Source organism: Caballeronia choica (assembly GCF_001544535.1).
Taxonomy (GTDB): Bacteria; Pseudomonadota; Gammaproteobacteria; order Burkholderiales; family Burkholderiaceae; genus Caballeronia; species Caballeronia choica.
Window position 1 is genome coordinate 1 of sequence record NZ_FCON02000104.1, and the last position, 26,541, is coordinate 26,541.

Consider the following 26,541-nt stretch of genomic DNA (forward strand, 5'->3'; position numbering starts at 1 on the left):
GGTCGTTGCCGATCAGCTTCACTTCGACGTCGCCTGAACCCAACACGCTGTCAAGAACGGCCGTGGTCGGACGCTTATGCACCAGCGGCGCGAGGAAGTCATCCACTACATTTACGGGAAATACGGGCCGCATAGCGCGGGTCTCGCGGCATCGCTCATCACGTAAACACGCGAAGTGCGCTGAAGGACGTTGGTCGTGTGCTCGGTCTGAATGCGGATCGACAAGTCGCAGCAGTGGAGGGATCGGCCGGCGGCGGTCGCGGGCTATCTCGCGGAAGCCGGTTTCAGCGAGGACTCGCCGCCAGTTGCGCGGGTTTCCGCGGCATTTGTCATAGCACGTCGGCGGTTTCGTGATTGCACGCGACAAGCTGTCGCGGCTCGTGCCGATCGAGAGCGCGACGATGAAGGACCCGCTGCGTGATCCAGCGGGACAAGGCCGATATCGATGCACTCAAGCTGCTGAAAGTCGACGTGCTCGCGCTCGGCATGCTGTCGGCGAACGGCGGGCGCTCGAGTTCGTCGCGTTGCGGCGCGGTGCGCCGGCGTTTCCCATCGAGCGGATTCCGCACGGCATCTGGTGGCGCAGCGGCTCGAAGACCACAGCGCATTGCTCGGGCGTCTCGCCACCGCGAGCCGCGATTTTCACTGAATTTGCGCGTCCGGATAGTGGGCGAGCACTTGTGCGAGCGCCGTATCGAACGGGGTGCGCCGGCCGATACCGAGCGCCTCCAGCATGCCGGAATCGAGATGGCAGTCACGCGGACGCGGCGTCGAATCGGCGGGCGTCTCCTGCGCGACGAGCCTCGCCTCAAGCTTCAGTGTCCGCGCGATGCGCTCCGCGATATCGAACTTGGTCATCGGCTCGTCGCCGGACCATTGCGTGATCCCCGCGATCGCCTGGCCGCGCGCGTGGCGCTCGATCATCTGCCGGATCACGACCGCCACGTCGGGCGTGAAGGTCGGATAGCGCGTCGCCCAGGCGTCCAAGACGGCGGGCGCGGCTGCGAATTCTGCCGATTTCACGATCGCCGGCGTCAGGCTCGTGACCGCCGATTCGCTCCAGTCGAGCACCGGACCGTACAGTAACGGCAGCCGCAACACGCAGCCTTTCGCGCCGGAGTCGAGCAGCGCGCGCTCGCCTTCGAGTTTGCTGCGGCCGTATGCATTCAGCGGCGCGGGCGGATCGCCGGGGGAATAGGGCGGCGATGTGCCGTCGAAGACGTAATCGGTCGAAATCGAAAGCGTCCACGTGTCTCGTTTGCGCGCGGCATGAGCGATCGAGCGCAATGCATCGACGTTGAGCGCGCGCGCGAGCGCCGGATTGTTTTCGCAGACGTCCGGTCGCCGCTCGGCCGCGGCTACGACGATCGCATCGGGCATTTCCCCTTCGATGAACGCGGCGACGGCGGCGGCGTCGCGAATGTCGAGTTTCACGCTGCCCGCGTCGCCGCGGCTGTGCGCCGTGCGCACGACCTGCCAGCCTTCGACATTCGCGAGTTCCCGGGCGACCGCGCGCCCAAGCAACCCGGATGCCCCGATCAGTACGACCTTCAGACCCGCGCCGCGCATCATGCGCCGGCCGCCGACACGACCGTGTAACCCGCTTCGTCGATGGCTTCCTTCAGTGCATCGGCGGATTGCGTCGATTCGACGGCGACACGGCCGCGTTCGAGATCGACGCTGACTTGCGCTTGCGGATCGATCTCCTGAATCGAACGCGTCACGGCGGCGACGCAATGCTGGCAGCTCATGCCTTGAACTTCGAATTCAGTCATGTTTCGTCCTTTCAAAATCAGCGATCGTTCCCATCGTATACCTTCCTATAGTTGGAAGGTGTAGAGTCAGGATCAGTTTTCCGGAGGCGACAATGAACATTGGTGAAGCGGCCCGCGCGTCCGGCGTGACGGCCAAGATGATCAGATACTACGAGAGCGTTGGTTTGCTCGCGCCTGTCGGACGGACGGCGTCCGGTTATCGCGTCTATAGCGCGCAGGAGGTTCATGCGCTGCGCTTCGTGCGGCAGGCGCGCCGGCTCGGTTTCCTCGTCGACGATATTCGCAAATTGTTGGCGCTTTGGCAGGACCGGTCGCGAGCCAGCGCGGAGGTGAAGTCGATCGCGCTGGAACACGTGACCGAACTTGATCGACGCATCGCGGAATTGACTGAAATGCGCGATACGCTGGCTCACCTTGCCCATCATTGCCACGGTGATGAGCGGCCCGAATGTCCGATTCTCGAGCGATTAGCGCAGTGACAGGCGGCGCTGCACTGAAATCGTGCAATCTTGACGGATTCCATGTTGACGATCTGAGCCGCCCGCAGGAAAACGCAACAAAAACAAAGCCGGGTGCGCTCCCGGTGCATGCACCATTCCGAAACGGAATGCCCAGTATTCAAGCATTTCACTAACACCTTGGCGCTTGCTTGGCTATAATTCGGGTTAACCCTTTTAAGGGAAATCCCTGACCCGAACTGCCGGGGGTTCAACCGTAATCCTTGGAGAACACCATGTTTGCATTCTTGCTCGAAAAACTTAGTATCTGGTTTGAAACCGCTGAACGCCGCCGCCGCGAAGAATATCTGGCCCAATCGTCGGATATCGTGCAGTTGGAACAGCGCATCCGCTCGCTCGAAACCAACGGCTACATGCTGTAAGTTTCGACGCCGAGAACCGGCTGAGTGACAAAGAGCCCCGCATTGCGGGGCTTTTGTCATTGGTGGTGGCTGCTGCCGCAAGACGCAAGACGCAAGACACCATGCGCCTTTATTTAGCCCGTGGATGCGCGGCAAGCCACTGCTTCATGAACGCGATTTCCTTATCCTGTGAAGCGATGATGTCCTTTGCCAACTTGCGCAGCGTGGCGTCCTTGCCGTATTTCAGCTCGACCTTTGCCATTTCGACTGCGCCCTCATGATGAGGAATCATGTGCGCGACGAAATCGCGGTCGGCGTCACCGGTGTAGGCGGCGCTCGACATGCCAGCCATCATTGACTTGTCCGCAGTCTTGAACGCTTCGGTGGAAGGCGAGTCGTCGCCGGAGGCCGTCATGCCGGGCATTGCGTCGTGGGAAGGCGTTGCGGTTTGTGCGTACGCGGACTGGATCGATGTCGCGAGCGCGAATGCCAAAGCGGCCAGCAATCCTGGTTGTGATTTCATCGCTTCTCCTTGTGAGTCGGTCCGAGGGTCGGGATCAGGACGGCTAGCGTAAAGCTTGCCACCACGGTAAGGTAAAGCGATTTCGTCCGACTAATCGTCGTTCAAACCTAAACAATCGATGGTTCGCCATATGAACTGCAGATCTGCCGCCAAACCCCGTGTACTGCGTGAGTCGATGTGTGCGGCCGCTGTGGCGGCGATCGTCTGCGTGGCGCAAACGGCGCTTGCAAAGCCAGGCGGCGAACCGCTCGTCCTCGATACGCAGACGGGCATTCACAGCGGCGCATCCGGCACCGTGCTGCAGACCGGCCCGCTGACCGGTTCCGGCATGGTCGAGGCGCGACCGATGGCGAACCTGCCGGAATTGTCGCCGCAGGATCAACCGCCCATCGTCGTGGCGCCGTATGTCAGTTATTCGGCATCGCAGGCGTCACAGGCGCCGGCTTTGCCGGTGCAACTTCCGCGCGGCGGCGCTTACCGGACACCGCCCCACTGAAGGTTTCAGTCGCCGCGATGTTCAAGCTTGAACGCCGCCTTGGCGTCCTGACCGAGCGTTTCGACGAGATAAGGCATGGCGTCTTTCAGCGCGCCTGCAAGGGTGTAGGGCGGATTGAAAACGAACATGCCGCTGCCGAACAGGCCGAACCCGTCCGTCGGATGCGTGCTTACCGTCAGCGTGACGTGCAGCCAGTTCTTCGGCTGGAGGCGCTTCAACTGGTCGGGGAAACGCTGCGACTCGAGCCGCGTGACCTGCGGATACCAGACGGCATAGGTGCCGGTCGCGAAGCGCTTCAGGCTTTCTTCGATGCAGTTCAGCGTGCGCGGATAGTCGCGTTTGTCTTCATAGGACGGATCCACCAGCATGAGCGCGCGTCGTGGCGGCGGTGGCAGCAGCGCCTTGACGCCGTCGAATCCGTCGCCCTCGTAGATCATCGCGCGGCGGCCGGCGTCGCGGAAATTGTGGCGCAACACGTCGATTTCGGTCGTGTGCAGTTCGAAGAGGCGTATGCGGTCCTGCTCGCGTAACAGCCGCCACGCGAGATAAGGCGACCCCGGATAGAAGCGCAGTGCGCCATCGGGATTCAACGCCCGTACTTCATTGACGTAATCCGCCAGCATCGGCGGCAGGTCGCCGCGCTCCCACAGCCGCGCGATGCCCGATTCGAACTCCGCCGTTTTCGTCGCATAACCCTCGGTCAGCGAGTAGACGCCTGCGCCCGCGTGAGTGTCGATGAACCAGTACGATTTGTCCTTCTGCCCGAGATGGTGGAGCAACTGGACGATGACCGCGTGTTTCAGCACGTCGGCGTGGTTGCCTGCATGAAAGGCGTGGCGATAGCTGAGCATGGCGAGAGGTGAGAGCGAATAGGGGCGGGCGCGGCGCGCGGCAGGGCGGTCATTGTAGCGGACGGTTTACTCGCGGCCAGCATTCGCGCCGTCCGAACGGGGTCGAGCGTTCACTGCAATGTGTCACGGGCTTCATGCACAATAGCCCGATCGAGCGACGCGCGGTAGTCGGCCGAATGGCCGAGGACGATCCGGGAAAACGCTCAGGCGTTCACCTATGCCATTCGGCCAGCTTGATCGGCCGGCCGCCGCGTGTTGTCATTCGTCAACCCAGGGGACAACCAAGAGGAGGTTCGCATGTCATTGAACACGAAGCTGGACGGGAAGGTCGCGGTCGTCACGGGCGCGGCGAGCGGCATCGGCAAAGCCATCGCCATGACGTTCGCGGAGGCTGGCGCGGCCGTTGCCATCGCGGACCTGAACCAGGGCGGCGCCGATGCGGTCGCCGAAGAGATTCGCGGCAAGGGCGGCACGGCGATCGGTGTCGCGATGGACGTGACGAGCGAGCAGGCGGTCAACGAGGGCATCGACCGGGTCGCAGCCGAACTCGGCTCGGTCGACATCCTCGTTTCGAACGCCGGCATTCAAATCGTTAATCCGATCGAGAACTATGCTTTTTCCGACTGGAAGAAGATGCAGGCAATTCACGTCGATGGCGCGTTCCTCACGACCAAGGCTGCGCTCAAGCACATGTACAAGGACGATCGCGGTGGCGTCGTGATCTACATGGGCTCGGTGCATTCCCACGAGGCGTCGCCGCTCAAGTCGGCCTATGTCACCGCCAAGCACGGCCTGCTCGGGCTCGCGCGCGTGCTCGCGAAGGAAGGCGCGAAGCACAACGTTCGCTCGCATGTCGTATGTCCGGGTTTCGTGCGCACACCGCTCGTCGACAAGCAAATTCCGGAGCAGTCGAAGGAACTCGGCATCAGCGAGGAAGAGGTCGTCAAGCGCGTGATGCTCGGTGGCACGGTGGACGGCGTGTTCACGACCGTCGAGGACGTCGCGCAGACCGTGCTCTTCCTCTCGGCGTTTCCGACGGCGGCGCTCACGGGACAGTCGTTCGTCGTGAGTCACGGCTGGTTCATGCAGTAATTCCACGGAGTGCGGGATGTCTTTGAACGGCGGCCGGGCTGGAGTACCTCATGGAAACAAGATGAAAAACGCCGAAGACGGTGTCCGGGAGGGCGCCGCGGGTGCGCCTTCGCATGCCGGCCGCATCGACCTGCCGCCCTACGAAACGATCGCGCTGATGCTGCAGGGCGGCGGCGCGCTCGGCGCGTACCAGGCGGGCGTCTATCAGGGTCTCGATGAAGCGGGCATCCGTCCCAACTGGATCGCCGGCATTTCAATCGGCGCGCTCAATACGGCGATCATCGCGGGCAATGCGCCCGAAGACCGAGTGCCGCGCCTGCTCGAATTCTGGGAGACGATCTGCCAGCCCGCGTTCGGGTTGCCGCTTCCCGGATTTGTCGAGCAGGCGCTCTTCAACTCCACCGACGGGATTCGCAAGGCCTTTACGGCGATGCAGGCGTTTGACGCGATTGTCGAAGGGCAGAAGGGCTTTTTCGTGCCGCGCTTTCCGCCGCCGTCGCCGCTGGCGGCAGGGGTTCCGCAGGCGGCCAGTTACTACGACACCGCGCCGCTCAAGGCGACGCTCGAACATCTCTGCGATTTCGAGCGGATCAATTCGGGCGAGATGCGGGTGTCGGTCGGCGCGGTGAACGTCGCGACCGGCAACTTCGCCTATTTCGACAATACGCGCATCAAACTGCGTCCCGAGCATTTCATGGCGTCGGGCGCGTTGCCGCCGGGATTCGCCGCCGTGGAAATCGACGGCGAATATTTCTGGGACGGCGGCCTGATGTCGAATACGCCGCTCTACGAGGTCGCGATGGCGACCCCGCGCCGCAATACGCTCGCGTTCCAGGTCGATCTGTGGAGTGCGCGCGGGCCGGTGCCGGACAGCATCGTCGACGTGATGGGGCGGGTGAAGGACGTGCAGTTCTCCAGCCGCACGCGCATGGTCACCGACATGATGCAGCGCTCGCAGCGCTATCGGAACGTGCTGCGGCATGTGCTGGATCACCTGCCCGAGGAGCTTCGGCGCAACGATTCATGGTGCAAGCTCGCCGAGGAACTGGCCTGCTCGAAGCGCTACAACGTGATCCACTTGATCTACCGGCACAAGGAATACGAGGGGCACTACAAGGATTATCAGTTCGGGCTCTCGACCATGCGCGCGCACTGGGAGAGCGGATTGCAGGACATTCGGGGGTCGCTCGCACACCGGGACTGGCTCGAAATGCCGAACGGCGAATCGCGCTTCATCACGCACGACATCCATCGCGACGGCCGTTGAAAAAGCGCCGGGCAAAAAAATGGCGCCCCTCGCGGAGCGCCATTTTCGGGTGCGACGTGATCCCGCTTTACTTCAACACATGCGCGACGGCGTTCGCGACGACGTCGAGATTGCGCGTGTTCAGCGCGGCCACGCAGATGCGGCCGGTGCTGACCGCGTAGATGCCGAACTCTTCACGCAGGCGATCGACTTGCGGCGCGGTCAGGCCCGAGTACGAGAACATGCCGCGCTGGCGGCTCACGAAGCTGAAATCGCGATCCACGCCGCTCGCCGCCAAACGCTCGACGAGGCCATTGCGCATCGCGCGGATGCGGTCGCGCATTTCGCCCAGTTCCTGTTCCCACGTCGCGCGCAGTTCCGGCGCGCCCAGCACGGCGGCAACGACGGCGCCGCCATGCGTCGGCGGATTCGAGTAGTTGGTGCGGATCACGCGCTTCAGTTGCGAGAGCACGCGCGACGATTCTTCCCTGGCCGTCGTGATGACCGACAGCGCGCCGACGCGTTCGCCGTAGAGCGAAAACGACTTCGAGAACGACGACGACACGAACACGTTCAAATCGGCTTTCGCGAAGAGGCGCACGGCGTCAGCGTCGGCTTCGATGCTGTCGCCGAAGCCCTGGTAGGCGATGTCGAGGAACGGCACGAGATTGCGCGCCTTGACGACGTTCACCACCTGAGCCCACTGGCCGGCGGTCAGATCGACGCCGGTCGGGTTGTGGCAGCACGCGTGCAGTACGACGATTGTGCCGGCGGGATAGCTGTTGAGCGCCGAGAGCATGCCCTCGAAGTTCACGCCGTGGCTCGCGGCGTCGTAGTACGGGTAGTTCACCACTTCGAAACCGGCGCCTTCGAACAGCGCGCGGTGATTTTCCCAGCTCGGATCGCTGATCGCGACCATCGCGCCCGGATTCACGCGCTTCAGGAAATCCGCGCCGATCTTCAATGCGCCCGTGCCACCGAGCGCCTGTGCCGTGACGACCTGGCCGGCCGCGATCAGCGGCGAATCGTTGCCGAGCAGGAGCTTCTGCACGGCCGCGTCGTAGGCGGCGATCCCGTCGATCGGCAGATAGCCGCGCGGCAGCGCGGCGTCGACGCGGGCTTTCTCCGCTTCGCGCACGGCGCGCAGGAGCGGAATCCTGCCTTCTTCATTTGTGTACACGCCGACACCCAGGTTGACCTTGGTCGTGCGCGTGTCGGCGTTGAAGGCTTCGTTGAGGCCCAGGATCGGGTCGCGGGGAGCGAGTTCGACGGCAGAGAAAAGAGACATGGTTTTTCGGCAGTAGTGGAAAGACGTGCGGCAAGGAAGCGCGGAGAGGGCGAAAGCGGCCGGCAGCGAGTCAAGACAGCGGAGACAGCGCGCGCCAGACATTGCCCGAAGCAACTGAAAGCGAGCCCCGGGGAAGCTCAATTCGCCATTGTAGCGAATCACCTCGGGCTTTTTCGCAGGCGCGAGGCCGGAACTGCGTCGTTTTTTTGCACTTTTTGCCGGTCGAACGCCGGCTGAGCACGCAGCAGCGCGCGCTCCGACAATGCCCTTGGCATTTCGCCGATCATCCGCATCTCGACTGCATCAGGTGAACGTTCCCGCTCCTGCGCGCGCCCGTTCCCGCCACTCCTACCCGCCGATCACGTCTCCTGGCGCGAACCGCTAGAATAGGCGTTTGCTCTCGGCGAAGGCTACGTTTCCTCATGTCCGATACCCTCATCGAAGCGCCCGAGGCCCTCGACGAATCGAAATTCGTCACGTTCGACGGCTCACCCTTTCAGCTTTACCAGCCGTATTCGCCCGCGGGCGACCAGCCCGAGGCGATCAAGACGCTCGTCGAAGGCATCGAGGACGGTCTCTCGTTCCAGACGCTGCTCGGCGTGACCGGCTCCGGCAAGACCTTCACGATGGCGAACGTCATCGCGCGCATGGGGCGGCCGGCCATCGTGTTCGCGCCGAACAAGACGCTCGCGGCCCAGCTCTACTCGGAATTCCGCGAGTTTTTCCCGCGCAACGCCGTCGAGTACTTCGTCTCGTATTACGACTACTACCAGCCGGAAGCGTACGTGCCGCAGCGCGACCTGTTCATCGAAAAGGACTCGTCGATCAACGAGCACATCGAGCAGATGCGCCTGTCCGCCACCAAGAGCCTGCTGGAGCGGCGCGACGTCGTGATCGTGGCGACCGTTTCGGCGATCTACGGTATCGGCAATCCGTCGGAATATCACAAGATGATTCTGACGCTGCGCACGGGCGACAAGCTCGGCCAGCGCGACGTCATCGCGCGCCTGATCGCGATGCAATACAACCGCAACGAGGCCGATTTCCAGCGCGGCTCGTTTCGTGTGCGTGGCGATACGATCGATATTTTTCCGGCGGAGCACGCGGAAATGGCGGTGCGCGTCGAGCTTTTCGACGACGAAGTCGAGTCGATGCAGCTTTTCGATCCGCTCACGGGCCGCGTGCGGCAGAAGATTGCGCGCTTTACGGTCTATCCGTCGTCGCATTACGTGACGCCGCGCGACACCGTCATGCGCGCGATCGAAACGATCAAGGCCGAACTGCGCGAGCGGCTCGAATTCTTTCACAAGGACGGCAAGCTGGTCGAAGCGCAACGGCTCGAGCAGCGCACGCGCTTCGATCTGGAGATGCTGCAGGAACTGGGCTTCTGCAAAGGCATCGAGAATTATTCGCGGCATTTTTCGGGCGCGGCTCCCGGCGAACCGCCGCCGACGCTCGTCGATTACCTGCCGCCCGATGCGCTGATGCTGCTCGACGAATCACACGTGCTGATCGGCCAGTTGAACGGCATGTACAACGGCGACCGGGCGCGCAAGGAGAATCTCGTCGATTACGGGTTCCGGATGCCGTCCGCGCTCGACAACCGGCCGCTCAAGTTCAACGAGTTCGAGCGCAAGATGCGCCAGGCGATCTTCGTCTCGGCGACGCCCGCCGATTACGAGCAGCGCACCGCCGGCCAGGTGGCCGAGCAACTCGTGCGGCCGACCGGTCTCGTCGATCCGGAAATCGAGGTGCGTCCGGCGCGCTCGCAGGTCGACGACGTGCTTTCCGAGATCAACGCGCGCGTGAACGCGGGCGAACGCGTGCTGGTCACGGTGCTCACCAAGCGGATGGCCGAGCAGTTGACCGAATTTCTCGCCGATCACGGCGTGAAAGTGCGCTACCTGCATAGCGATATCGACACCGTGGAGCGCGTCGAGATCATCCGCGACTTGCGGCTCGGCAGCTTCGACGTGCTGGTCGGCATCAACTTGCTGCGCGAGGGGCTGGATATTCCGGAGGTGTCGCTGGTCGCGATTCTCGACGCCGACAAGGAAGGCTTCCTCCGCGCCGAGCGCTCGCTGATCCAGACGATCGGCCGGGCGGCGCGCAACGTGAACGGCAAGGCGATTCTCTACGCCGACAACATGACCGACTCGATGAAGCGCGCGATCGGCGAAACCGAGCGGCGGCGCGCGAAGCAGATCGCGCACAACGAGAAGATGGGCATCATCCCGCGCGGCGTGACCAAGCGCATCAAGGACATCATCGACGGCGTCTACAACGTCGACGACGCCCGCGCCGAACTGAAGGAAGCGCAGACGCGCGCGAAATTCGAGGACATGTCCGAGAAGCAACTCGCGAAGGAACTCAAGCGGCTCGAAAAGCAGATGATGGACCACGCCAAGAACCTCGAATTCGAAAAGGCAGCGCAGACGCGCGACCAATTGGCCCTGCTTCGACAGCGCGTGTTCGGCGCGAATGTCGGCGACCATCTCACCGGCATCGACTGACGGCAGTCGACACCCGACAGCTTCCAGAAAGCAACGCAGCGCGGCGAATCGACGGATTCGCCGCGCTTTTTCCTTGTGAGCCGCGCCAGTCAATCCTGACCGAAAACCTGGCATGAACGTGGCCGTAAGTTTCGCCAAATTGTTCTGTCGATCGAACGGTGCTACACTCCGCAAATATTGAGAATGGTTCGTATTAACGTTCCATCAAAGATTCTCATTCGACGTCTGGCGACGTCTCCTCGCGGCCGGCTTCGAGGTCGGCTAACGGCTCAAACGGATCGATCTGGTCGGGCGCATGACGCGTGTCCAGCGATCGATAACAACACGGAGTGACTGATGCTGGGTTCAACATTGAGGCGCGGCACGCTTGCCGCGCTGGCGCTTGCGGCCGCGACGTCCGCGATGGCTGCCGAATATCCGATCGGCAAGCAGCACATCGAGGGCGGCATGGAAACCGGCGCGGTGTATCTGCAGCCGATCACGATGGCGCCCGAAGGCATGATGCGCAAGGCCTCAGACTCCGACGTCCACCTCGAAGCCGACATCCACGCCGTGAAGAACAACCCGACCGGCTTCGCGGAAGGCGACTGGATGCCGTACCTGCAGGTCACGTATGAACTGACGAAGGCCGGCACGACGCAATCGGTCAAGGGCGACCTGATGCCCATGGTCGCGAACGACGGCCCGCACTACGGCGACAACGTCAAGCTCTTCGGACCGGGCAAGTACCACCTGAAACTGCATATCGCGCCGCCGGCCGACACCGGACACATGGCGTTCGGCCGTCACATCGACAAGGAAACGGGTGTCGGCCCGTGGTTCAAGCCGTTCACGATCGAGTATGACTTCCCGTTCGCCGGCATCGGCAAGAAGGGCGGTTACTAAGGCAACGCGTTTCGCGGCGCGCTGAATGAATCGACCGGCGCGCCTCACTCAGGAAGGCTGCATGAAAGTCAAAACCCAGTTGGCCGCGCTTGCGGCGTCGGTGCTCTTCGCCGGCATCGCGCACGCGGCCGATCTGCCGACGTTCAAGCTCGAGATGAACGACGGCAAGCTGAACCCCGAGCGCATCGAAGTGCCGGCGGGACAGCGCATCAAGATCGAAGTGCACAACATCGGCAAGGGTGCCGCGGAGTTCGAGAGCATCCAGTTGCGCAAGGAAAAAGTGCTGGCGCCGGGCGCCGACTCGTTCGTCGTGATCGCGCCGCTGACACCGGGCGAATACAAGTTTTTCGACGATTTTCATCAGACGGCGCAGGGCGTGATCGTCGCCAAGTAAAGCGCTGCGCATGCGGCGCGGCAACCACGCCGCTTGCGTGTGAAGCGGAAATGGCTGGAGGTTTTGGATGGGTCAGGTTCTTTTCATCGTCTGGCGCGAGAGCGTCGAGGCGTTGCTCGTCGTCGGCATCCTGCATGCGTGGCTCAAGAACGGCGATCATCACGCACGGCGCGGCATGCCGTATCTGTGGGTCGGCGTCGCGATCGGGCTGCTCGCCGCGATCGCGCTCGGCGCGGCGCTGATCGGCTTCACGGAAGTGCTGTCGGGCGACGCGCAGGATTACTTCCAGGCCGCCATGGTCCTCGTGGCCTGCGTGCTGATCGTGCAGATGGTGCTGTGGATGAAGCGCCACGGCCGTACGCTCAAGCGCGACATGGAAGCCTCGCTGCAAAAGAGCACGCAGGACGGACACTGGTGGGGCATCGCGGTGCTCGTGGCGCTCGCGATCGCGCGCGAAGGCAGCGAGACGGCGGTGTTTCTCTACGGCGTCGGCTTCGGCCAGTCGGGACATGTCGCGGCGTCGCAATATGTCGCGGTGATCGTCGGTCTCGGACTCGCGTTCCTGACGTTCTACATCCTGCAACTGGGCGGAAAATACTTCTCGTGGCGGATCTTCTTCCGCGTCACCGAAATCATGCTGCTGTTCCTCGCGGCGGGCCTGTTCGAAACCGGCGTCGATAAACTGATCGACAAGGAAATCCTGCCGGTCGTCGTCAACCAGCTTTGGGACACGTCGTGGCTGCTCGATGATTCCAGCACGTTCGGCTCGCTCGTCGCGACGCTGACCGGTTACCGCGCCCATCCGGCCGGCATGAACCTGATCGCGTACGCCGTCTACTGGGCGGTGGTCTATCTCCTGATGCGCCGATCGAAGACGCGGATCGCGCAGAAATCCGCGAGTCGTCCAGCGTGAGCCAAGTCCTTGAACGGCCCGGCCGGCTGCGCCAAGCCGGTCAATGGATGCAGCGGCACGGCAGCGCGATTCGCGCAATCCAGTGGGTCGTGGTGGCCGTGTACGCGTTTCTGGTCCTGGTTCCGGCCGTCATGCCGCTGCCGGACAACACCGCGCATCTCTGGAGCAACCTGACGCTCGCCGCGCAGTTCGTGTTCTGGGGCATCTGGTGGCCGTTCGTGCTGCTGTCGATGGTGATGCTCGGGCGCGTATGGTGCGGCGTGCTGTGTCCGGAGGGCGCGCTCACGGAGTTCGCGAGCAAGTTTGGCCGCGGCTGGGCGATTCCGCGCTGGATGCGCTGGGGCGGCTGGCCCTTCGTCGCGTTCGGCCTGACGACGATCTACGGCCAGATGGTCAGCGTCTATCAGTATCCGAAAGCCGTGCTGCTCGTGCTGGGCGGCTCGACCGTCGGGGCGATGATCGTCGGCGTGTTGTACGGGCGTGAAAAGCGCGTCTGGTGCAAATACCTGTGCCCCGTCAACGGGGTTTTTTCGCTGCTAGCGCGTCTCGCGCCGTTTCACTACAAGGTCGACGAAGACGCCTGGCGCCGCTCGTACAAGGATGGCGAACACGGCCACCGCGTGATTCCGATCAACTGCGCGCCGCTCGTGCCGCTGCGGAACATGAAGGGCGCCTCCGACTGCCACATGTGCGGCCGATGCAACGGCCATCGCGACGCGATCGCGCTGACGTGGCGCTCGCCGTCCGAGGAAGTGGTCCAACTCGGCGACAAGCAGGCGAACGCCTGGGACACGGCGCTGATTCTCTACGGCCTGCTCGGCATCGCGATCGGCGCGTTCCACTGGACTGTGAGCACCTGGTTCGTCGACCTGAAGCAGGTCTTCGCGAGCTGGCTGATCGACCACGATATCCTCTGGCCGCTCGACACCAACGCGCCGTGGTTCCTGTTCACGCACTATCCCGAGCAGAACGACGTGTTCTCGTGGCTCGATGGCAGTATGGTGATCGGCTATATCGTCGTGACCGGGGTGGTGTACGGGACGGCGCTCCTCGCGCTGCTCGCGCTCGCGTCGCGGATGCTCGGCCGCTTCGATGCGACGCGCCTGCACCACCTCACGCAGGCGCTGATTCCGGTTGCGGGCTGCGGCGTGTTCCTCGGTCTGTCGGCGACGACCGTGTCGCTCCTGCGCGCCGAACAGGTGCCGCTCTGGTGGGTGACCGACTTGCGGCTCGGGCTGCTCGGCATCGCGAACTTGTGGAGCGCATGGCTTGCGTGGCGCGTGACGAGCCGCTATGCCGCGGGGCGTATTGTTTCGCGCGCGGGGTCGATGGTATGGTTTATCGCTGCGCTGGCCGTCGTGGACAGCGCGTGGTACCTGATGTTCTGGGGTTTTTCCCGCTAATACCGTTTTCCCGTCAACAGCGAGCCGAATGTGAGAACCAAACCCGTACTGACCGACGATGATGTCAAGGCCATCGCCGCCGCAGCCGAAGCACACGCCCACGAACACAACTGGAACGTGACGATTGCGATCGTCGACGACGGCGGTCATCTGCTGCACCTGCATCGCCTGGAGGGCGCAGGCGCGAGCACGTCCGAAATGGCGACCGGCAAGGCGCGCACGGCCGTGCTCGGCCGGCGAGAAACCAAGGTCTACGAAGACATGATCAAGCAAGGACGCGTCGCGTTCCTGAGCGCGCCGATGACGGCGATGCTCGAAGGCGGCGTGCCGATCATGGTGGGGGCGGACATCGTCGGCGCGGTTGGCGTGTCGGGGGTGAAATCGGACCAGGATGCGTCGATCGCGCGCGCGGGCATTGCGGCGCTGAAGATCGAGAACGTCTGAGGCGAATCAAGGCGCAAAAAAAGGCGCGCTTTCCGTCAGGAAAGCGCGCCGTTTTTATCATCACGACCGCGGTGCCTCGGGGCACGGCGCAAGTCCAGCAGGAACCAAAAAAAGCGGCTTCGCTGGCTATCGACGACTGGCTGGTGTTTGCACGAAGGGGTCTAAATTCTCGCGTGCAAGTCGTCCTCGCTGGCTAAGGCCAAACACCTCTCGAGGAGGTGGTCCCCACAATACCCGGTGTTGCAATTCGTTCGAACGCTACTTCGTCAGGATCAGCTTGCCCAGTCGCGTGGCGCGCAACTGGTAGGTCTCCCCGTTATGCAGGATGCTGATATGGCTGTGACCTTGCAGCAAGGCATCGCTGCGCAGCGAACGCTCGCTGCTTTCGCTTGCCTCCGATGCGCGCACTGTCGTCACGGCAGCCTGTTTCGGTCGCGTGATGGCGGCGTCGCGAACCACCGGACGACGCAGCCGAAGCGTGGAAGAGCGCAGGGTGTCGGTCATGTCGAAGAGTTCGTTCGTTGATTCGATGGAGTCATAGTAAATGATAACCATTCCTATTTACAACAACGATTTATTCATCGGATGACGGGTTTCGATAGTTGGCTTGCCTACCGCGGTGCGGCGCCTCGACCGCGCCGCGACGATCAGTGCAGCGGCGCTTCCTCGCCGCGCCCGTGCGCGTATTGGCGAATCAGCCGCACGGTATCGATGTCGGCTTCGCGATACGCCGACTTCACGATCTCCTGGGTCTGGTGCGCGTCGGCGCTGGCATTGGCATCGTCGGCGACGGGCAGGGTCGTGCTGTAGGTGAAGCGCAGGAACAATTGCAACTCGTCGGGCTGCTCGATCTCCATCGTGAGCGAGCCGCCGACGTAATCCGCCGTCGGCAGGATGTCATAGCGGACGCTGGTGCCGACCGTCAGCGTCACGCGATCGCGCACCACTGCCTGACCATAGTGCAGCTCGCGCTCCATCACGTCGCCTTCGCGCGAGAGGATCTTGCAGCTGTCGAGGCCGAGCACGAAGAGTTGCGGCTGTTCCGCGCGCAGGACGAGTCCTTCCCACAACTGCTCGCGCGTCATCGATTCGACGAACGGGTTGAGCGGATCGTTGATCTGGATCAGGTGTTCGAAATTCAAGACGACGGTTTCCTTCTGTTTTTCATTGCGGGTCCATGCGAAATTGACGCGGATTCAAGCGGGCGCGATAGCCGTCTGAATCTGGATCGCGCCGGTCAGGATCTTGTGGACCGGGCACGCATTGGCAATTTGCAAAAGCCGTTCCCGCTGATCTTCGCTGAGCGGCCCGGTCAGTACGATCTGGCGATCGATCACCGTGCCGTTCGCGGTGCTCGTCAGCGACAGCGTGACGCGCAAGGCTTCGAGCGGCCAGTCCTTGCGCTTCGCGTACATCTTCAGCGTGATCGACGTGCACGCGCCGAGGCTCGAAAGAAGCAGCGACGCGGGCGCGGGGCCGGTATCTCGGCCGCCGAGACTTTCCGGTTCATCGGCGAGCCATTTGTGCATGCCGTCGTCGAGTTGAACTTGATACTCGGCCGCGCCGATGGTCGCGATCACGGTCGGTTCAGCCATGCAGTGCTCCTCTTGTTGGTTTCAGGTGTGCGATCGCGCATAAAAAACGGCGCGGCACGAACGGTTATTGTGACGCAATGTCGCCGTTCCTGTCGCGCCGCATAGGCAAAGCGTCGATTTCGATTCAGTTCAGTGCGTAATCGCGCCCATCCGCCCGGTTTGATAGTCGATGACGGCCTGACGGATTTCGTCCTCGGTATTCATCACGAACGGGCCGTAGCGCACGACCGGCTCCTTCAGCGGCACGCCGCCGATCAGCAGCACTTCGAGCGGCTCGTCACCGGCAGCAAGCGTGACGCTTTCGCCGTCGTCGTTGAAGAGCACCATCTGCTGCGCGCGTATCGGCGTGCGTTCCGCGCCATACAGCCCGGCGCCGGAAAGCGCATAGGCGAACACGCGAAAATCACGCGGCACGCGCGTCTCGATCGACGCACCCGGTTGCAGCGAGAAGTGCTGATACAGGATCGGCGTGCGCGTCTCGATCGCGGCCTTCACGCCGAGCGCTTCGCCCGCAATCACCTTGACGCGCACGCGGCCGTCCTCGCTCACGGCAACCGGAATCTTGTCCGAGCCGATCTCCTGATAATGCGGCGCGATCATCTTGTCGCGCTTCGGCAGGTTCACCCACAGTTGCAGGCCGTGTACGCGGCCACCGGTGCGCGTGAATTCGGGATCGGGCATTTCGCTGTGCACGACGCCAGCGCCGGCCGTCATCCATTGGACGTCGCCCTGGCGCAAGGTGCCGGAGTGGCCCGCCGAATCCTTGTGCCCGAACTGCCCTTCGAGCACGTAGGTGACCGTTTCGAAGCCGCGATGCGGATGATCGGGCGCACCCTTGGCCTCGCCGGGCTTGTAATCGACCGGACCCATTTCGTCGAGCAGCAGGAACGGGTCGAAGTCCATCAAAAGGCGCGTCGGAAACGGACGATGCACGACGAAACCGCCGCCTTCGACGGTCCGAAGTGCTGGGATGGTGCGCTCGATAGTGCGGGTTGTGCTCATGGGTCCTCGCGTCGCCATCAAGGGAATAGCGCTAAATTTGAAACACAGGGCTATTATATGGCTCGAATTTCGGCGAAAAAGCCATTGAAACGCAATGGATTGTCCCACCAGCGAAACGATATGAAGCCCGGTACTCACGATCTGAATGACCTGATGTATTTCTCGCACGTCGTCGAGAATGGCGGATTTTCGGCGGCGGAACGCGTGCTTGGTATCTCGAAGTCGCGTTTGTCGCGGCGTGTGTCGGAACTGGAGGCGTCGCTCGGCGTGCGGCTCTTGCAGCGCTCGACGCGCAAGCTCGCGCTCACGGAAGCGGGACAGCTCTTCTACCAGCATTGCCAGGCGATGCTCGCGGAAGCGCAGGCGGCCGTGAACGTCGTGCAGAACCTGCGCGATTCGCCGCGCGGTACCGTGCGCGTCAGCGTTCCGGTGACGATCGCGCAGACGTTCCTGTCGGCCGTCATGCCGGACTTCCTGCACCGCTATCCCGAGGTGCGGGTGGTCCTGCGCGTGACGAATCGGGTCGTCGATTTGTTCGAGGACGCCGTCGATGTCGCGCTGCGCGTGCGTTCCGAGCCGCCCGCGAATTCGAACATCGTCGCGCGGCCGCTGTGGCGCACGGAGCAAATGCTGGTGGCGGCGCCGTCGCTGCTGAAGCCCAATGCGCCGCCGCTCACGCCGGGCGAACTCGCCCAGTTCGACACGCTCGACATGCCCTCGAGCGACGGCCGCCACGTGTACCGGCTGATCGCGCCCGATGGCACGCGTCACGAGTTCGAGCACGAGCCGCGTCTCGTCACGGCGGACCTTTCGATGATCCGCGAAGCGGTGCTGCGCGGCGTCGGCATCGCGGCGCTGCCGGAGATGATGTACGGCGCGCCGCTGCGCACCGGCCAGCTTTCGCCGGTAATGCCGGGCTGGACGTTTCCGTCGCCGCAACTCTATGCGGTGTTTCTGTCGCGGCAGGGCATGGTGCCGGCGATCCGCGCGTTCGTCGATTTTCTTGTCGAGTCAATCAACGACGGCAAGCGCTTCCCTGGAGAATGTCCTGTCGAGACGGCGCCTGCGCAAGAAACAGTTTGATCTATTCGCCGCGATGCACATCGTTTCTCGCATTGAAGCGCACGCTTGCGATGGACAGATTCAATCGCCGCGGCCTTGAACGCCGTAATATGCGGCGTTATATTGAAATCCCTTCGCTAAGGAGCCTCTTATGCGAAAACTGACGGCTACTCTTATAGTTAGCCTGATAGGGTTGATGGCGCTATCCGTGTCGACCACGGTTGTCGCATGTGACGGTTATTCGAACAGTGCACCGTCTCCGAAATGACCGCCCGCCCGAATGCGCTGAGTGCGCACAAAAAAAGGCCTTCATCCGACGATGAAGGCCTTTTACATTTTGGGCCGGCTTTTCTGCTGGTCCCTTATTTGCCGTTCTTCGGCTCGGTGACGAAACCAATCTTGGTCAGCCCGCCTGCCTGGGCCGCCGACATGACATCGGCGACGCGCTCATACGGCACCTTGCGATCCGCACGCAGATGCAGTTCCGGCTGCGGCGTCTGCTGCGCGGCCTGCGCGATGCGCTGGGCGAGGCCGGCATCGTCGATCTTCTGGTCGTCCCAGACGATCGTGCCGTCCGCTTCGACCGCCAGATTCACGTGCGCGGGCTTCGTGTCCTGCGGCTGGCTGCTGGCGTGCGGCAGGTCGATCTTGACCGCGTGATTCATCGCCGGGATCGTCACCAGGAAAATGATCAGGAGAACCAGCATGACGTCGACGAGCGGCGTCATGTTGATTTCGCTCATCATGCCGTCGTCTTCGTCGCTGGCGAAAGGGCTCATTGCCATCCCGACCTCCGCTTAGCTGGCGCGCGTCGCGAGACGCAGGCTGTCAGCGTTCGAGGGCGTGCCCGCGCGCTTGCTCGACGACAGTTTCGAGCCGGTCACGAAGAACGCGTGCAGGCCGTGCGCGAAGCGGTTGAGCTTGGTCACGATCGACTTGTTCGAGCGCGTCAGCGCGTTATAGCCGAGTACCGCCGGAATCGCGACGAAGAGGCCAAACGCCGTCATGATCAGCGACTCGCCGACCGGGCCCGCGACCTGGTCGATCGAGGTCTGGCCGGTCGCGCCGATCGTGAGCAGCGCGTGATAGATGCCCCACACCGTGCCGAACAGGCCGACGAACGGCGCTGTGCTGCCGATCGAAGCGAGAATCGCGAGGCCCGCCTGCATGCGGCCGACGCCTTCGTCCATCGTGTCCTTGAGGCAGCGCGTGATCCAGTCGGACACGTCCATGCGGTCGTGCAGATGCGGCTGCGTCTGATGATGATGGTCGGCGGCTTCCTGGCCGGCCAAGGCGAGCGCGAGAAACGGGTTGCTGGCGGGGCTCGACGTATGGCTGCCGAGTTTCTTGATGCCTTCGGCGAAATCGTCGGAGTGCCAGAACGCGCGTTCGGCGTCCTTCGTCAGGCGCTTCAGGCGCAACACGTTCCACGCCTTCACGACAATCACCGTCCACGACAGCACCGACATGATCACGAGCGCCAGCGCGATGCCACGCGTCACGAAATCCCCTTGCGCCCACACGTGCGCAATTCCGTAGTTTTCCATTGCAGTTCCTGTTTTTTCTAAAAGATTCTGATCAGTCGGTCAGACTGAATACGAAAGGCACGGAAGTAACGGCGCGAATCGCTTCGCCGTTCTCCTTGTAGGGTTTGCAGGCGCTCGAACGAACGGCGTCGAGGGCGGCTTCGTCAAGACGCGACGAACCGCTGCTCTTCTTCAATGCGATGTTTTCGAGCTTGCCCGTCAGTCCGAGGACGAAACCCACCACTGCAGTGCCCGTCTCGCCACGACGCTTCGACAGCGTCGGATAATCAGGCTGCACGATATTGCACGACAGGTGCGAGATGTCCTTCGGCGCGGAGAGTGCCATCGTCGGGCGGCCGACTGCGGGTGCGGCCGCCGCAGGTTCCGCAGGAGCGGGCGGGGCAGGCGGCGCGGGCGTGGGATCAGGCGCGGGAGCCGCGATCGGCGACGGCGCTTCACTCTGCGGCATCGGCTGGACGGGTTTCGGTGCCGGCTGCACGCGCGGCTGGACCTTGGGTTTCGCGACGGGCTTGGGCGGAACGGGCCTGGGAGGCGTCGGCGTGGATTCGACCGCGACTGGCGCCGCCACCGGCGCCGGTTCGGCGCTCAATAACTGCGCCGTGATCGCCCGGACTTCAACCGGCCGCGGCAGCGGATCGTTCCGCATCGTCACGAGGACCGTCAGCAAAATCGCGTGAAGCGCGACGACGGCGACCCCCGCCGCCACCACGCGACGATCGATGCCGCTCGCCGCTTCCAAAGGGAAGCCGGCGGATTTGAGAGTCGAAAACTGCATGGGGTTAATTGCGATCCGAGATGAATGAATCCGCCAGACCCGTGCAGCACAGCAGGCTAAACAACGTCATGTTCGGAAAATGAGCAGGGAGATAAACAGGGTGGTCACAAAGCCGATCAGCAATTCCATCTTTCCTCCCGATTCGGGGATGGCGCGGCTGGCTGCGAAGACCTGGCTTGCGGCGGTGCGAGTTGTGCAAACGTGAAAAAATTCAAAAGGCACGGCCCGGCGGCCGTCGACACAGCAAGGCATGCGGAAACGCTTCAGGCAGCCTTGCGTTCGTAGAACGTGAGCGGCACGGCTTGATGATGATCGTGGTGTGCGACACCGCAACTCGACGCGCAGACACCGCTTTGCGCCATGACATCGCGCACGGTTTCTTCGCACTTGCCGCAGCAGAGCGCGACGCCGAGTTCGAACTGCAGTTCGTCGAACGAATCGACGCCGTCGGCGATGGCCGTGCGGATCTTGCGGTCGGATACAGACTTGCACACACAGACAATCATGATCGGTCGCGATAGCTTACGTTAATGCGAATTATTATCATTCAGTATCGACGCGTTTGCAAGCGCGTGTCTGTGTTTTTTGTAACAAAACAAGGAAGTAGGCAGGGTTTTCGCTGAGCGCCCCGACGGGCAAGGCGCACGGAGGGCGGAGGAAGTCAGGCCGACGCGAGCGGCCGAGTGCGTTGCGAGGGGATCACGACGTGCTCGACCCGCGCCTCGATCCCGAGAAGGGACGCTGCCAGTTGGCGCTGGGATTCGCCGTCCGCAGTGGAATAGAAACGGGGAACGATCGCGCTGGCGGAGGCGGATCGCAGGCCGTGCGCGTTGAGCTGGCGTTCGAGTTGCCGCGCGATTGCGATGCTCGTATCGACGATCCGCAGCCGGTCGCCGGCGATCGAGCGGATTGCTTCGTCCAGAAAAGGGTAGTGCGTGCAACCGAGCACGAGCGTGTCGGCGCCGGCGTCGAGCATCGGCTGGAGATGACTCGCCAGCAGCGCGATCAGTTCGGGCGAGTTGGTATCGCAGCGCTCGACGGCCTGCACGAGTCCGTGGCCCGGCTGGCAGATGAAGCGGCAATCGGCGGCGTAGCGGTCGAGCAACGCCTGAAAACGCAGGCTGCGCAACGTGACGGCGGTGGCCAGCACGCCGACGACCCGCGTCTTCGATACCAATGCCGCCGGTTTCACGCCCGGTTCCACGCCGATCAGCGGAATCGCGAGCCGCTCGCGCACGAGCGCGATGGACTGTGCGGTCGCCGTATTGCATGCGACCACCAGCGCTTTCGCCCCGCGCGCTACGAGCCATTCGCCGATCGCCATCGTCCGGTCGACGATGAAGTCGTCGTCGCGTTCGCCGTAGGGCGCATAAAGCGAATCCGCGACGTAAACGAGTGGCTCGTGCGGCAGCGCGGTGCGCACGGCGCGCAGCACCGACAGTCCGCCGAGTCCGGAATCGAAAACGCCGATTGGCGCGCTCGTTTCGGAAACGGCGCGCTCAGGCGGCGAGGAAGGAAGTGCAGCGTGCAACAGCATCGATACGGGATTTATTCGCCTTCACCCATCATCGTTTGCTGGTAGTTCTGGATGCCGACCTTGTCGATCAGGTCGAGCTGCGTTTCAAGCCAGTCGATATGTTCTTCGGTGTCGTCGAGAATCTTCTCGAAGATTTCTCGCGAGACGAAATCACGCGCCGTTTCGCAATAGGCGATCGCTTCCTTGCAGGTGCTCTGTGAAATTTGCTCGAGCTTCAGATCGCACTCGATGATTTCCTTCGTCTCTTCGCCGATCAGAAGCTTGTGCAGGTCTTGCAGGTTCGGCAGGCCATCGAGCATGAATACGCGCTTGATGAGCATGTCGGCGTGCTTCATCTCGCCGATCGACTCGTCGTATTCGTGCTTGTTCAGGCGCTCCAGCCCCCAATGGTCGTACATCCGGGCGTGGAGGAAATATTGATTGATCGCAGTCAGTTCGTTCTTCAACTGCGAATTCAAATATTCGATGACTTTCGCGTCGCCTTGCATGATTGTTCCTTGTTCGTGGCGTGTGGCTTTTTTAACGATAAACCTTGCAGCTTCAAATGCCAAGGTTAGATAAAAATCTTTTGTTTCAGATGAAAATGAGAATGGAACTCTTTATGAGATAAGCGCCGGCGCAATGAAAAAGCCGGGCGGGGAGGCCCGGCTTTTCATACGTCACATCGTTTGATGCCTCATTTTAGCGCCCCACATGCGTATTAATCGGGCAAAGGAAATATCAGACGGTTGCAACCGGAATCTTGCCGATTTTCGCCTGCCATTCGGCCGGGCCGGTCTTGTGTACCGACGTGCCCGTCGAGTCGACGGCAACCGTTACTGGCATATCTTGCACGTCGAACTCGTAAATGGCTTCCATGCCGAGGTCTTCGAACGCCACGACTTGCGCGCCGCGAATCGCCTTCGACACGAGGTAAGCCGCGCCGCCAACCGCCATCAGGTAAGCCGCGTTGTGCTTCCTGATCGCCTCGATCGCGACCGGGCCGCGCTCGGCCTTGCCGATCATCGAAATGAGGCCGGTCTGCGAGAGCATCAGTTCGGTGAACTTGTCCATGCGCGTCGCGGTGGTCGGGCCAGCCGGGCCGACGACTTCGTCACGCACCGGATCGACCGGGCCGACGTAATAGATCACACGATTCTTGAAGTCGACGGGCAGCTTTTCGCCCTTGGCCAGCATGTCGGCGATGCGCTTGTGCGCGGCGTCGCGGCCCGTGAGCATCTTGCCCGAGAGCAACAGCGTCTGGCCCGGCTTCCACGCGGCGACCTGTTCCGGCGTCAGCGTATTCAGGTCGACGCGCTGGCTCGTTTCCGTGTTCGGTTCCCACTGCACGTTCGGCCACGCGTCGAGCGACGGCGCGTCGAGCTTCGCGACGCCCGAGCCGTCGAGCGTGAAGTGCGCATGGCGCGTCGCCGCGCAGTTCGGGATGATCGCGATCGGCTTCGATGCCGCGTGCGTGGGCGCCGCCATGATCTTCACGTCGAGCACGGTGGCGAGACCGCCGAGACCTTGCGCGCCGATGCCGAGCGCGTTGACCTTCTCGTGCAGTTCCACGCGCAGTTCCTCGATCCAGTCTTGCGGGCCGCGTGCGATGACGTCCTGGATGTCGATCGGGTCCATCAGCGATTCCTTCGCCATGACCATCGCCTTTTCAGCCGTGCCGCCGATGCCGATGCCGAGCATCCCGGGCGGGCACCAGCCGGCGCCCATCGTCGGCACGGTTTTCAGCACCCAGTCGACGATCGAATCCGACGGGTTCAGCATCGCGAACTTCGACTTGTTCTCCGAGCCGCCGCCTTTCGCCGCGACCTGCACGTCGACCTTGTCGCCCGGCACGATCTCATAGTGGATCACGGCCGGCGTGTTGTCCTTCGTGTTCTTGCGCGCGCCTTCGGGCGGGCTCACGATCGACGCGCGCAGCACGTTGTCCGGGTTCAGGTAACCGCGGCGCACGCCTTCGTTGATCATCTCGGTGACGCCCATCGTCGCGCCGTCCCAACGCACGTCCATGCCGACCTTCACGAACACCGTGACGATGCCGGTATCCTGGCAGATCGGCCGGCGGCCTTCCGCGCACATGCGGCTGTTGGTCAGGATCTGCGCGATCGCGTCCTTCGCGGCCGGGCTTTCTTCCAGCTCATACGCGCGGCCGAGCGCCTGGATGTAGTCGAGCGGATGGTAGTAGCTGATGTGCTGCAGCGAATCCGCGATGCTCTGGATCAGGTCTTCCTGTTTGATGACGGTCATGGCTTGGGCTCTTGGGGACGGGACTTGTGTTGGCGTTCTGGCGACGCTCAGTGGAGCACCTGTTACGGCGCGATCCACTCGTTGTGGACATGCTGCGCAATCGTGAGGGCTGGCTTCGGAAGCTGGCTTATCGGACCGGGCGAGCCGGGCGTTTCAGCGGCGGGCTTGGGTGCGGACATGGGTCTCGTGACTGAACGAACGTGCAGGATGAGCAGCCCGCTATTGTAGCGCGCCCGTTGCCGCGCTCGCAGGCGTCACGGCTCGGGAAGTGCTCACGATGCCATGGGCGGAACCGGCCGCGCGCGGATGCTCGCGAGCGCGATGCCCGCGACGACGCACGCGAGCGCGATGCCGTGCGCGAGCGTCGGCCGCTCGCCGAGAAATGCGATGCCGTAGACCGCGGCCGCGATCGGCAGCACAGCGGAAAACACGCCGGCGAGACTGCCGTCGACGTGGCGGATGCCTTTCATCCAGAGCCAGAACGAGAAGATGCTCGCCGAGAGACCGTACCAGAGCACGAGCGTCCAGGTGCCGGCGCCGACGCTCGCGTAGTCGAAGGAGACGAGCGCCGGCAGCCCGAGCGGCAGCATCAGCAAGAGGCCGAAGCCATGGGTGTACGCACAGATGTCGATGGCGGGGAGTGTCTGCGTGAGGCGTCGCGAGAGGATGACGTAGAACGATTCGCAGCAGACCGCACCGAGCACCATCAGGTTGCCGGCGAACGAACTCTCCGATCCGCCGTTCGTACTGTTCGCACCGTGCGCATTCTGCGCGACGTTGATCACGACCACGCCGATGATCGCGAGCGCGATCGAAACGAGCGCGCGTCCGTTCGGGCGCTCCTTCAGGAAGAACCATGAGAACAGCGCGACGACCGCTGGAATCGTGCTCGTGATGACGCCAGCCGCGACGGCGCTCGTGCGCTGCACGCCGTTCAGCATCAGCAGCGTGAACATGAACGTGCCGAACAGCGCCTGCAGGAACAGGTTGACCCATTCGCCACGCTGGACGCGTTTCATCTTCGACGGGCGCAAGAGCGGCCACAGCACCGCGATGGCGATCACGAAGCGAAGGAGCGCGAAGAGGGACACGGGAATGAACGCAACGATCGACTTGCCGACACCGACATTGCTTCCGACGAGCAGCATGGCTGCGATAAGGTACAGGGCGTAACGATTCAAGCTGGAATCCGGACGTCGAGTTCAGTTAGGATTGTGGGGACGCATGATAGTCGGGTTCATTGCGAACGCGTGGATTGAAACTGGGAACGCATTGTAGCGTTGCGCCTGCCGCAAGCGAGTGGATCCAAGGAAACAAACGAAGTCGCGCTTGCCGCGCCAACTACTCGTATACCCCGTGCCAATTGGCCGGAGCACGTAAGAAGTGGGTAAGGCAAGAAGTTTATTGTGCAGTGAAGCATCCGAACGACATCGACGAACGAGCGTGCTGCAACGCGGCAAGGGCTCTCGTCGAAGCAGGAGACAAAGTCACAGAGCGAGACGCGTATGCGCGTCCGCCTCACACGAAACACAGGGTCCGCTCCCGGGGCCGCCGACGGTTTTAGAGTCACCATCAAAGGGGTTGTCGATGTCTGCGATTGAATCCGTACTCCACGAACGCCGCGTTTTCCCGCCATCCGAGCAAGCATCGGCTAATGCCGCAATCTCCGGCATGGACGCCTACAAGGCCCTGGCCGCGGAAGCCGAACGCGACTACGAAGGCTTCTGGGCGCGTCTCGCGCGCGAAACGCTCGCGTGGCACAAGCCTTTCACGAAGGTGCTCGACGAATCGAATGCGCCGTTCTACACCTGGTTCGAGGACGGCGAACTCAACGCCTCGTACAACTGCATCGACCGTCACGTCGAAGCGGGTAACGGCGCGAAAAACGCGATCATCTTCGAAGCGGACGACGGCACCGTCACCAACGTCACCTATCAGGACCTGCTACAGCGCGTCAGCCGCTTCGCGAATGCGCTGAAGAAACAGGGCGTGAAAAAGGGCGACCGCGTCGTGATCTACCTGCCGATGTCGGTGGAAGGCGTCGTCGCGATGCAGGCTTGCGCGCGCATTGGCGCCACGCATTCGGTCGTGTTCGGC

At 62.8% G+C, this 26,541-nt stretch carries 31 protein-coding genes and 1 pseudogene; 14 read left to right on the forward strand and 18 right to left on the reverse strand.

Annotated features, from left to right (window positions below):
- Positions 1-79 precede the first annotated feature (79 nt).
- A pseudogene (locus AWB68_RS49765) lies at positions 80-566 on the forward strand (error-prone DNA polymerase); the annotation flags it as partial.
- A gap of 76 nt (positions 567-642) precedes the next feature.
- Here AWB68_RS49765 and AWB68_RS30880 read toward each other — a convergent pair.
- Both AWB68_RS30880 and AWB68_RS30885 read right to left on the reverse strand, forming a co-directional pair.
- On the reverse strand, positions 643-1,572 hold the full coding sequence (locus AWB68_RS30880; RefSeq protein WP_235028581.1) for a dTDP-4-dehydrorhamnose reductase family protein: 930 nt from the start codon (positions 1,570-1,572) through the stop codon (positions 643-645).
- Positions 1,569-1,775, reverse strand: a complete 207-nt coding sequence (locus AWB68_RS30885; RefSeq protein WP_087648113.1) for a heavy-metal-associated domain-containing protein — start codon at positions 1,773-1,775, stop codon at positions 1,569-1,571. Before AWB68_RS30885 ends, AWB68_RS30880 begins: the two co-directional genes overlap by 4 nt.
- Positions 1,776-1,867: 92 nt before the next feature.
- Here AWB68_RS30885 and cueR point away from each other — a divergent pair, with 92 nt between their 5' ends.
- Together cueR and AWB68_RS30895 are read left to right on the forward strand one after the other, a co-directional pair.
- On the forward strand, positions 1,868-2,254 hold the full coding sequence (cueR, locus tag AWB68_RS30890; RefSeq protein WP_087648114.1) for a Cu(I)-responsive transcriptional regulator: 387 nt from the start codon (positions 1,868-1,870) through the stop codon (positions 2,252-2,254).
- A 254-nt stretch (positions 2,255-2,508) separates the two neighbouring features.
- Entirely contained in the window at positions 2,509-2,655 is a 147-nt protein-coding gene (locus AWB68_RS30895; RefSeq protein ID WP_087648115.1) for a DUF3563 family protein, read from the forward strand.
- Between the two features lie 109 nt (positions 2,656-2,764).
- On the opposite strand, the gene copM is transcribed toward AWB68_RS30895, so the two are convergent.
- Positions 2,765-3,157: a CopM family metallochaperone gene (gene copM / locus AWB68_RS30900; protein WP_087648116.1), complete on the reverse strand. Its 393-nt coding sequence runs from the start codon at positions 3,155-3,157 to the stop codon at positions 2,765-2,767.
- 130 nt (positions 3,158-3,287) lie between these two features.
- Between copM and AWB68_RS30905 the strand changes: the two genes are divergently transcribed.
- The gene (locus tag AWB68_RS30905; protein ID WP_200828836.1) at positions 3,288-3,653 is read left to right on the forward strand and encodes a hypothetical protein; all 366 of its coding nucleotides are present in this window, start codon (positions 3,288-3,290) and stop codon (positions 3,651-3,653) included.
- 5 nt (positions 3,654-3,658) lie between these two features.
- Here the strand turns inward: AWB68_RS30905 and AWB68_RS30910 are convergent, their stop codons facing one another.
- Positions 3,659-4,504: a 23S rRNA (adenine(2030)-N(6))-methyltransferase RlmJ gene (locus AWB68_RS30910; protein ID WP_087648117.1), complete on the reverse strand. Its 846-nt coding sequence runs from the start codon at positions 4,502-4,504 to the stop codon at positions 3,659-3,661.
- A gap of 297 nt (positions 4,505-4,801) precedes the next feature.
- Here AWB68_RS30910 and AWB68_RS30915 point away from each other — a divergent pair, with 297 nt between their 5' ends.
- Entirely contained in the window at positions 4,802-5,596 is a 795-nt protein-coding gene (locus AWB68_RS30915) for a 3-hydroxybutyrate dehydrogenase (RefSeq protein WP_087648118.1), read from the forward strand.
- A 61-nt stretch (positions 5,597-5,657) separates the two neighbouring features.
- Positions 5,658-6,863 (forward strand): DUF3734 domain-containing protein, encoded by a 1,206-nt coding sequence (locus AWB68_RS30920; RefSeq protein WP_087648119.1) that lies wholly within the window; start codon positions 5,658-5,660, stop codon positions 6,861-6,863.
- A gap of 67 nt (positions 6,864-6,930) precedes the next feature.
- Here AWB68_RS30920 and AWB68_RS30925 read toward each other — a convergent pair whose 3' ends face one another.
- Positions 6,931-8,130: an amino acid aminotransferase gene (locus AWB68_RS30925; RefSeq protein WP_087648120.1), complete on the reverse strand. Its 1,200-nt coding sequence runs from the start codon at positions 8,128-8,130 to the stop codon at positions 6,931-6,933.
- Between the two features lie 158 nt (positions 8,131-8,288).
- Positions 8,289-8,417 carry a hypothetical protein gene (locus tag AWB68_RS50885; RefSeq protein WP_268810950.1) on the reverse strand — a complete coding sequence of 43 codons (129 nt, stop codon included), beginning with the start codon at positions 8,415-8,417 and terminating at the stop codon, positions 8,289-8,291.
- Positions 8,418-8,552: 135 nt separating this feature from the next.
- Here AWB68_RS50885 and uvrB point away from each other — a divergent pair, with 135 nt between their 5' ends.
- The 6 genes from uvrB to AWB68_RS30955 all read left to right on the forward strand — a co-directional run bounded on the left by uvrB (position 8,553) and on the right by AWB68_RS30955 (position 14,682).
- Positions 8,553-10,643 (forward strand): excinuclease ABC subunit UvrB, encoded by a 2,091-nt coding sequence (gene uvrB, locus AWB68_RS30930; RefSeq protein WP_087648121.1) that lies wholly within the window; start codon positions 8,553-8,555, stop codon positions 10,641-10,643.
- A 336-nt stretch (positions 10,644-10,979) separates the two neighbouring features.
- On the forward strand, positions 10,980-11,528 hold the full coding sequence (locus AWB68_RS30935; protein WP_087648122.1) for an iron transporter: 549 nt from the start codon (positions 10,980-10,982) through the stop codon (positions 11,526-11,528).
- Positions 11,529-11,589: 61 nt separating this feature from the next.
- The gene (locus AWB68_RS30940) at positions 11,590-11,922 is read left to right on the forward strand and encodes a cupredoxin domain-containing protein (RefSeq protein ID WP_087648123.1); all 333 of its coding nucleotides are present in this window, start codon (positions 11,590-11,592) and stop codon (positions 11,920-11,922) included.
- Positions 11,923-11,989: 67 nt separating this feature from the next.
- A complete protein-coding gene (locus AWB68_RS30945; protein WP_087648124.1) occupies positions 11,990-12,835 on the forward strand; it encodes an FTR1 family iron permease in 846 nt (281 codons plus the stop codon).
- Positions 12,836-12,882: 47 nt separating this feature from the next.
- A complete protein-coding gene (locus AWB68_RS30950; protein WP_087648125.1) occupies positions 12,883-14,238 on the forward strand; it encodes a 4Fe-4S binding protein in 1,356 nt (451 codons plus the stop codon).
- 30 nt (positions 14,239-14,268) lie between these two features.
- Positions 14,269-14,682, forward strand: a complete 414-nt coding sequence (locus AWB68_RS30955; protein ID WP_087648126.1) for a GlcG/HbpS family heme-binding protein — start codon at positions 14,269-14,271, stop codon at positions 14,680-14,682.
- A 258-nt stretch (positions 14,683-14,940) separates the two neighbouring features.
- Here AWB68_RS30955 and hemP read toward each other — a convergent pair whose 3' ends face one another.
- The 4 genes from hemP to AWB68_RS30975 all read right to left on the reverse strand — a co-directional run bounded on the left by hemP (position 14,941) and on the right by AWB68_RS30975 (position 17,279).
- Positions 14,941-15,186, reverse strand: coding sequence for a hemin uptake protein HemP (gene hemP, locus AWB68_RS30960; protein ID WP_087648140.1), 246 nt, complete (start codon positions 15,184-15,186; stop codon positions 14,941-14,943).
- Between the two features lie 143 nt (positions 15,187-15,329).
- Entirely contained in the window at positions 15,330-15,824 is a 495-nt protein-coding gene (locus tag AWB68_RS30965) for an SRPBCC family protein (protein WP_087648127.1), read from the reverse strand.
- A gap of 54 nt (positions 15,825-15,878) precedes the next feature.
- Positions 15,879-16,277: an OsmC family protein gene (locus AWB68_RS30970; RefSeq protein ID WP_087648128.1), complete on the reverse strand. Its 399-nt coding sequence runs from the start codon at positions 16,275-16,277 to the stop codon at positions 15,879-15,881.
- 129 nt (positions 16,278-16,406) lie between these two features.
- Entirely contained in the window at positions 16,407-17,279 is an 873-nt protein-coding gene (locus tag AWB68_RS30975; protein ID WP_087648129.1) for a pirin family protein, read from the reverse strand.
- Positions 17,280-17,399: 120 nt separating this feature from the next.
- Here AWB68_RS30975 and AWB68_RS30980 point away from each other — a divergent pair, with 120 nt between their 5' ends.
- Positions 17,400-18,362: a LysR family transcriptional regulator gene (locus tag AWB68_RS30980; protein ID WP_087648130.1), complete on the forward strand. Its 963-nt coding sequence runs from the start codon at positions 17,400-17,402 to the stop codon at positions 18,360-18,362.
- A 341-nt stretch (positions 18,363-18,703) separates the two neighbouring features.
- On the opposite strand, the gene AWB68_RS30985 is transcribed toward AWB68_RS30980, so the two are convergent.
- The 8 genes from AWB68_RS30985 to AWB68_RS31020 all read right to left on the reverse strand — a co-directional run bounded on the left by AWB68_RS30985 (position 18,704) and on the right by AWB68_RS31020 (position 25,625).
- Entirely contained in the window at positions 18,704-19,126 is a 423-nt protein-coding gene (locus AWB68_RS30985; protein WP_087648131.1) for an ExbD/TolR family protein, read from the reverse strand.
- A gap of 12 nt (positions 19,127-19,138) precedes the next feature.
- Positions 19,139-19,888: a MotA/TolQ/ExbB proton channel family protein gene (locus tag AWB68_RS30990; RefSeq protein WP_087648132.1), complete on the reverse strand. Its 750-nt coding sequence runs from the start codon at positions 19,886-19,888 to the stop codon at positions 19,139-19,141.
- Between the two features lie 31 nt (positions 19,889-19,919).
- A complete protein-coding gene (locus AWB68_RS30995; RefSeq protein ID WP_087648133.1) occupies positions 19,920-20,663 on the reverse strand; it encodes an energy transducer TonB in 744 nt (247 codons plus the stop codon).
- Positions 20,664-20,926: 263 nt separating this feature from the next.
- A complete protein-coding gene (locus AWB68_RS31000; protein ID WP_087648134.1) occupies positions 20,927-21,169 on the reverse strand; it encodes a (2Fe-2S)-binding protein in 243 nt (80 codons plus the stop codon).
- Between the two features lie 155 nt (positions 21,170-21,324).
- Positions 21,325-22,200, reverse strand: a complete 876-nt coding sequence (gene murI / locus AWB68_RS31005; protein WP_087648135.1) for a glutamate racemase — start codon at positions 22,198-22,200, stop codon at positions 21,325-21,327.
- Positions 22,201-22,211: 11 nt separating this feature from the next.
- The gene (gene bfr, locus AWB68_RS31010) at positions 22,212-22,688 is read right to left on the reverse strand and encodes a bacterioferritin (protein WP_087648136.1); all 477 of its coding nucleotides are present in this window, start codon (positions 22,686-22,688) and stop codon (positions 22,212-22,214) included.
- A gap of 232 nt (positions 22,689-22,920) precedes the next feature.
- The gene (locus AWB68_RS31015) at positions 22,921-24,444 is read right to left on the reverse strand and encodes a fumarate hydratase (protein WP_087648137.1); all 1,524 of its coding nucleotides are present in this window, start codon (positions 24,442-24,444) and stop codon (positions 22,921-22,923) included.
- A gap of 272 nt (positions 24,445-24,716) precedes the next feature.
- Positions 24,717-25,625, reverse strand: coding sequence for a DMT family transporter (locus AWB68_RS31020; protein ID WP_087648138.1), 909 nt, complete (start codon positions 25,623-25,625; stop codon positions 24,717-24,719).
- Positions 25,626-26,031: 406 nt separating this feature from the next.
- Here AWB68_RS31020 and AWB68_RS31025 point away from each other — a divergent pair.
- Positions 26,032-26,541, forward strand: a 510-nt coding sequence (locus AWB68_RS31025) for an acetyl-coenzyme A synthetase N-terminal domain-containing protein (RefSeq protein ID WP_143281983.1), incomplete at its 3' end; no start/stop codon positions are given.

What these genes read in the sequence shown, in the direction of transcription:
- AWB68_RS30880 (WP_235028581.1), bottom strand. Translation starts at nt 1,572, where the DNA reads ATGATGCGCGGCGCGGGTCTGAAGGTCGTACTGATCGGGGCATCCGGG.
- AWB68_RS30885 (WP_087648113.1), bottom strand. Translation starts at nt 1,775, where the DNA reads ATGACTGAATTCGAAGTTCAAGGCATGAGCTGCCAGCATTGCGTCGCC.
- cueR (WP_087648114.1), top strand. Translation starts at nt 1,868, where the DNA reads ATGAACATTGGTGAAGCGGCCCGCGCGTCCGGCGTGACGGCCAAGATG.
- AWB68_RS30895 (WP_087648115.1), top strand. Translation starts at nt 2,509, where the DNA reads ATGTTTGCATTCTTGCTCGAAAAACTTAGTATCTGGTTTGAAACCGCT.
- copM (WP_087648116.1), bottom strand. Translation starts at nt 3,157, where the DNA reads ATGAAATCACAACCAGGATTGCTGGCCGCTTTGGCATTCGCGCTCGCG.
- AWB68_RS30905 (WP_200828836.1), top strand. Translation starts at nt 3,288, where the DNA reads ATGAACTGCAGATCTGCCGCCAAACCCCGTGTACTGCGTGAGTCGATG.
- AWB68_RS30910 (WP_087648117.1), bottom strand. Translation starts at nt 4,504, where the DNA reads ATGCTCAGCTATCGCCACGCCTTTCATGCAGGCAACCACGCCGACGTG.
- AWB68_RS30915 (WP_087648118.1), top strand. Translation starts at nt 4,802, where the DNA reads ATGTCATTGAACACGAAGCTGGACGGGAAGGTCGCGGTCGTCACGGGC.
- AWB68_RS30920 (WP_087648119.1), top strand. Translation starts at nt 5,658, where the DNA reads ATGAAAAACGCCGAAGACGGTGTCCGGGAGGGCGCCGCGGGTGCGCCT.
- AWB68_RS30925 (WP_087648120.1), bottom strand. Translation starts at nt 8,130, where the DNA reads ATGTCTCTTTTCTCTGCCGTCGAACTCGCTCCCCGCGACCCGATCCTG.
- AWB68_RS50885 (WP_268810950.1), bottom strand. Translation starts at nt 8,417, where the DNA reads ATGATCGGCGAAATGCCAAGGGCATTGTCGGAGCGCGCGCTGCTGCGT.
- uvrB (WP_087648121.1), top strand. Translation starts at nt 8,553, where the DNA reads ATGTCCGATACCCTCATCGAAGCGCCCGAGGCCCTCGACGAATCGAAA.
- AWB68_RS30935 (WP_087648122.1), top strand. Translation starts at nt 10,980, where the DNA reads ATGCTGGGTTCAACATTGAGGCGCGGCACGCTTGCCGCGCTGGCGCTT.
- AWB68_RS30940 (WP_087648123.1), top strand. Translation starts at nt 11,590, where the DNA reads ATGAAAGTCAAAACCCAGTTGGCCGCGCTTGCGGCGTCGGTGCTCTTC.
- AWB68_RS30945 (WP_087648124.1), top strand. Translation starts at nt 11,990, where the DNA reads ATGGGTCAGGTTCTTTTCATCGTCTGGCGCGAGAGCGTCGAGGCGTTG.
- AWB68_RS30950 (WP_087648125.1), top strand. Translation starts at nt 12,883, where the DNA reads ATGCAGCGGCACGGCAGCGCGATTCGCGCAATCCAGTGGGTCGTGGTG.
- hemP (WP_087648140.1), bottom strand. Translation starts at nt 15,186, where the DNA reads ATGACCGACACCCTGCGCTCTTCCACGCTTCGGCTGCGTCGTCCGGTG.
- AWB68_RS30970 (WP_087648128.1), bottom strand. Translation starts at nt 16,277, where the DNA reads ATGGCTGAACCGACCGTGATCGCGACCATCGGCGCGGCCGAGTATCAA.
- AWB68_RS30975 (WP_087648129.1), bottom strand. Translation starts at nt 17,279, where the DNA reads ATGAGCACAACCCGCACTATCGAGCGCACCATCCCAGCACTTCGGACC.
- AWB68_RS30980 (WP_087648130.1), top strand. Translation starts at nt 17,400, where the DNA reads ATGAAGCCCGGTACTCACGATCTGAATGACCTGATGTATTTCTCGCAC.
- AWB68_RS30985 (WP_087648131.1), bottom strand. Translation starts at nt 19,126, where the DNA reads ATGGCAATGAGCCCTTTCGCCAGCGACGAAGACGACGGCATGATGAGC.
- AWB68_RS30990 (WP_087648132.1), bottom strand. Translation starts at nt 19,888, where the DNA reads ATGGAAAACTACGGAATTGCGCACGTGTGGGCGCAAGGGGATTTCGTG.
- AWB68_RS30995 (WP_087648133.1), bottom strand. Translation starts at nt 20,663, where the DNA reads ATGCAGTTTTCGACTCTCAAATCCGCCGGCTTCCCTTTGGAAGCGGCG.
- AWB68_RS31000 (WP_087648134.1), bottom strand. Translation starts at nt 21,169, where the DNA reads ATGATTGTCTGTGTGTGCAAGTCTGTATCCGACCGCAAGATCCGCACG.
- murI (WP_087648135.1), bottom strand. Translation starts at nt 22,200, where the DNA reads ATGCTGTTGCACGCTGCACTTCCTTCCTCGCCGCCTGAGCGCGCCGTT.
- bfr (WP_087648136.1), bottom strand. Translation starts at nt 22,688, where the DNA reads ATGCAAGGCGACGCGAAAGTCATCGAATATTTGAATTCGCAGTTGAAG.
- AWB68_RS31015 (WP_087648137.1), bottom strand. Translation starts at nt 24,444, where the DNA reads ATGACCGTCATCAAACAGGAAGACCTGATCCAGAGCATCGCGGATTCG.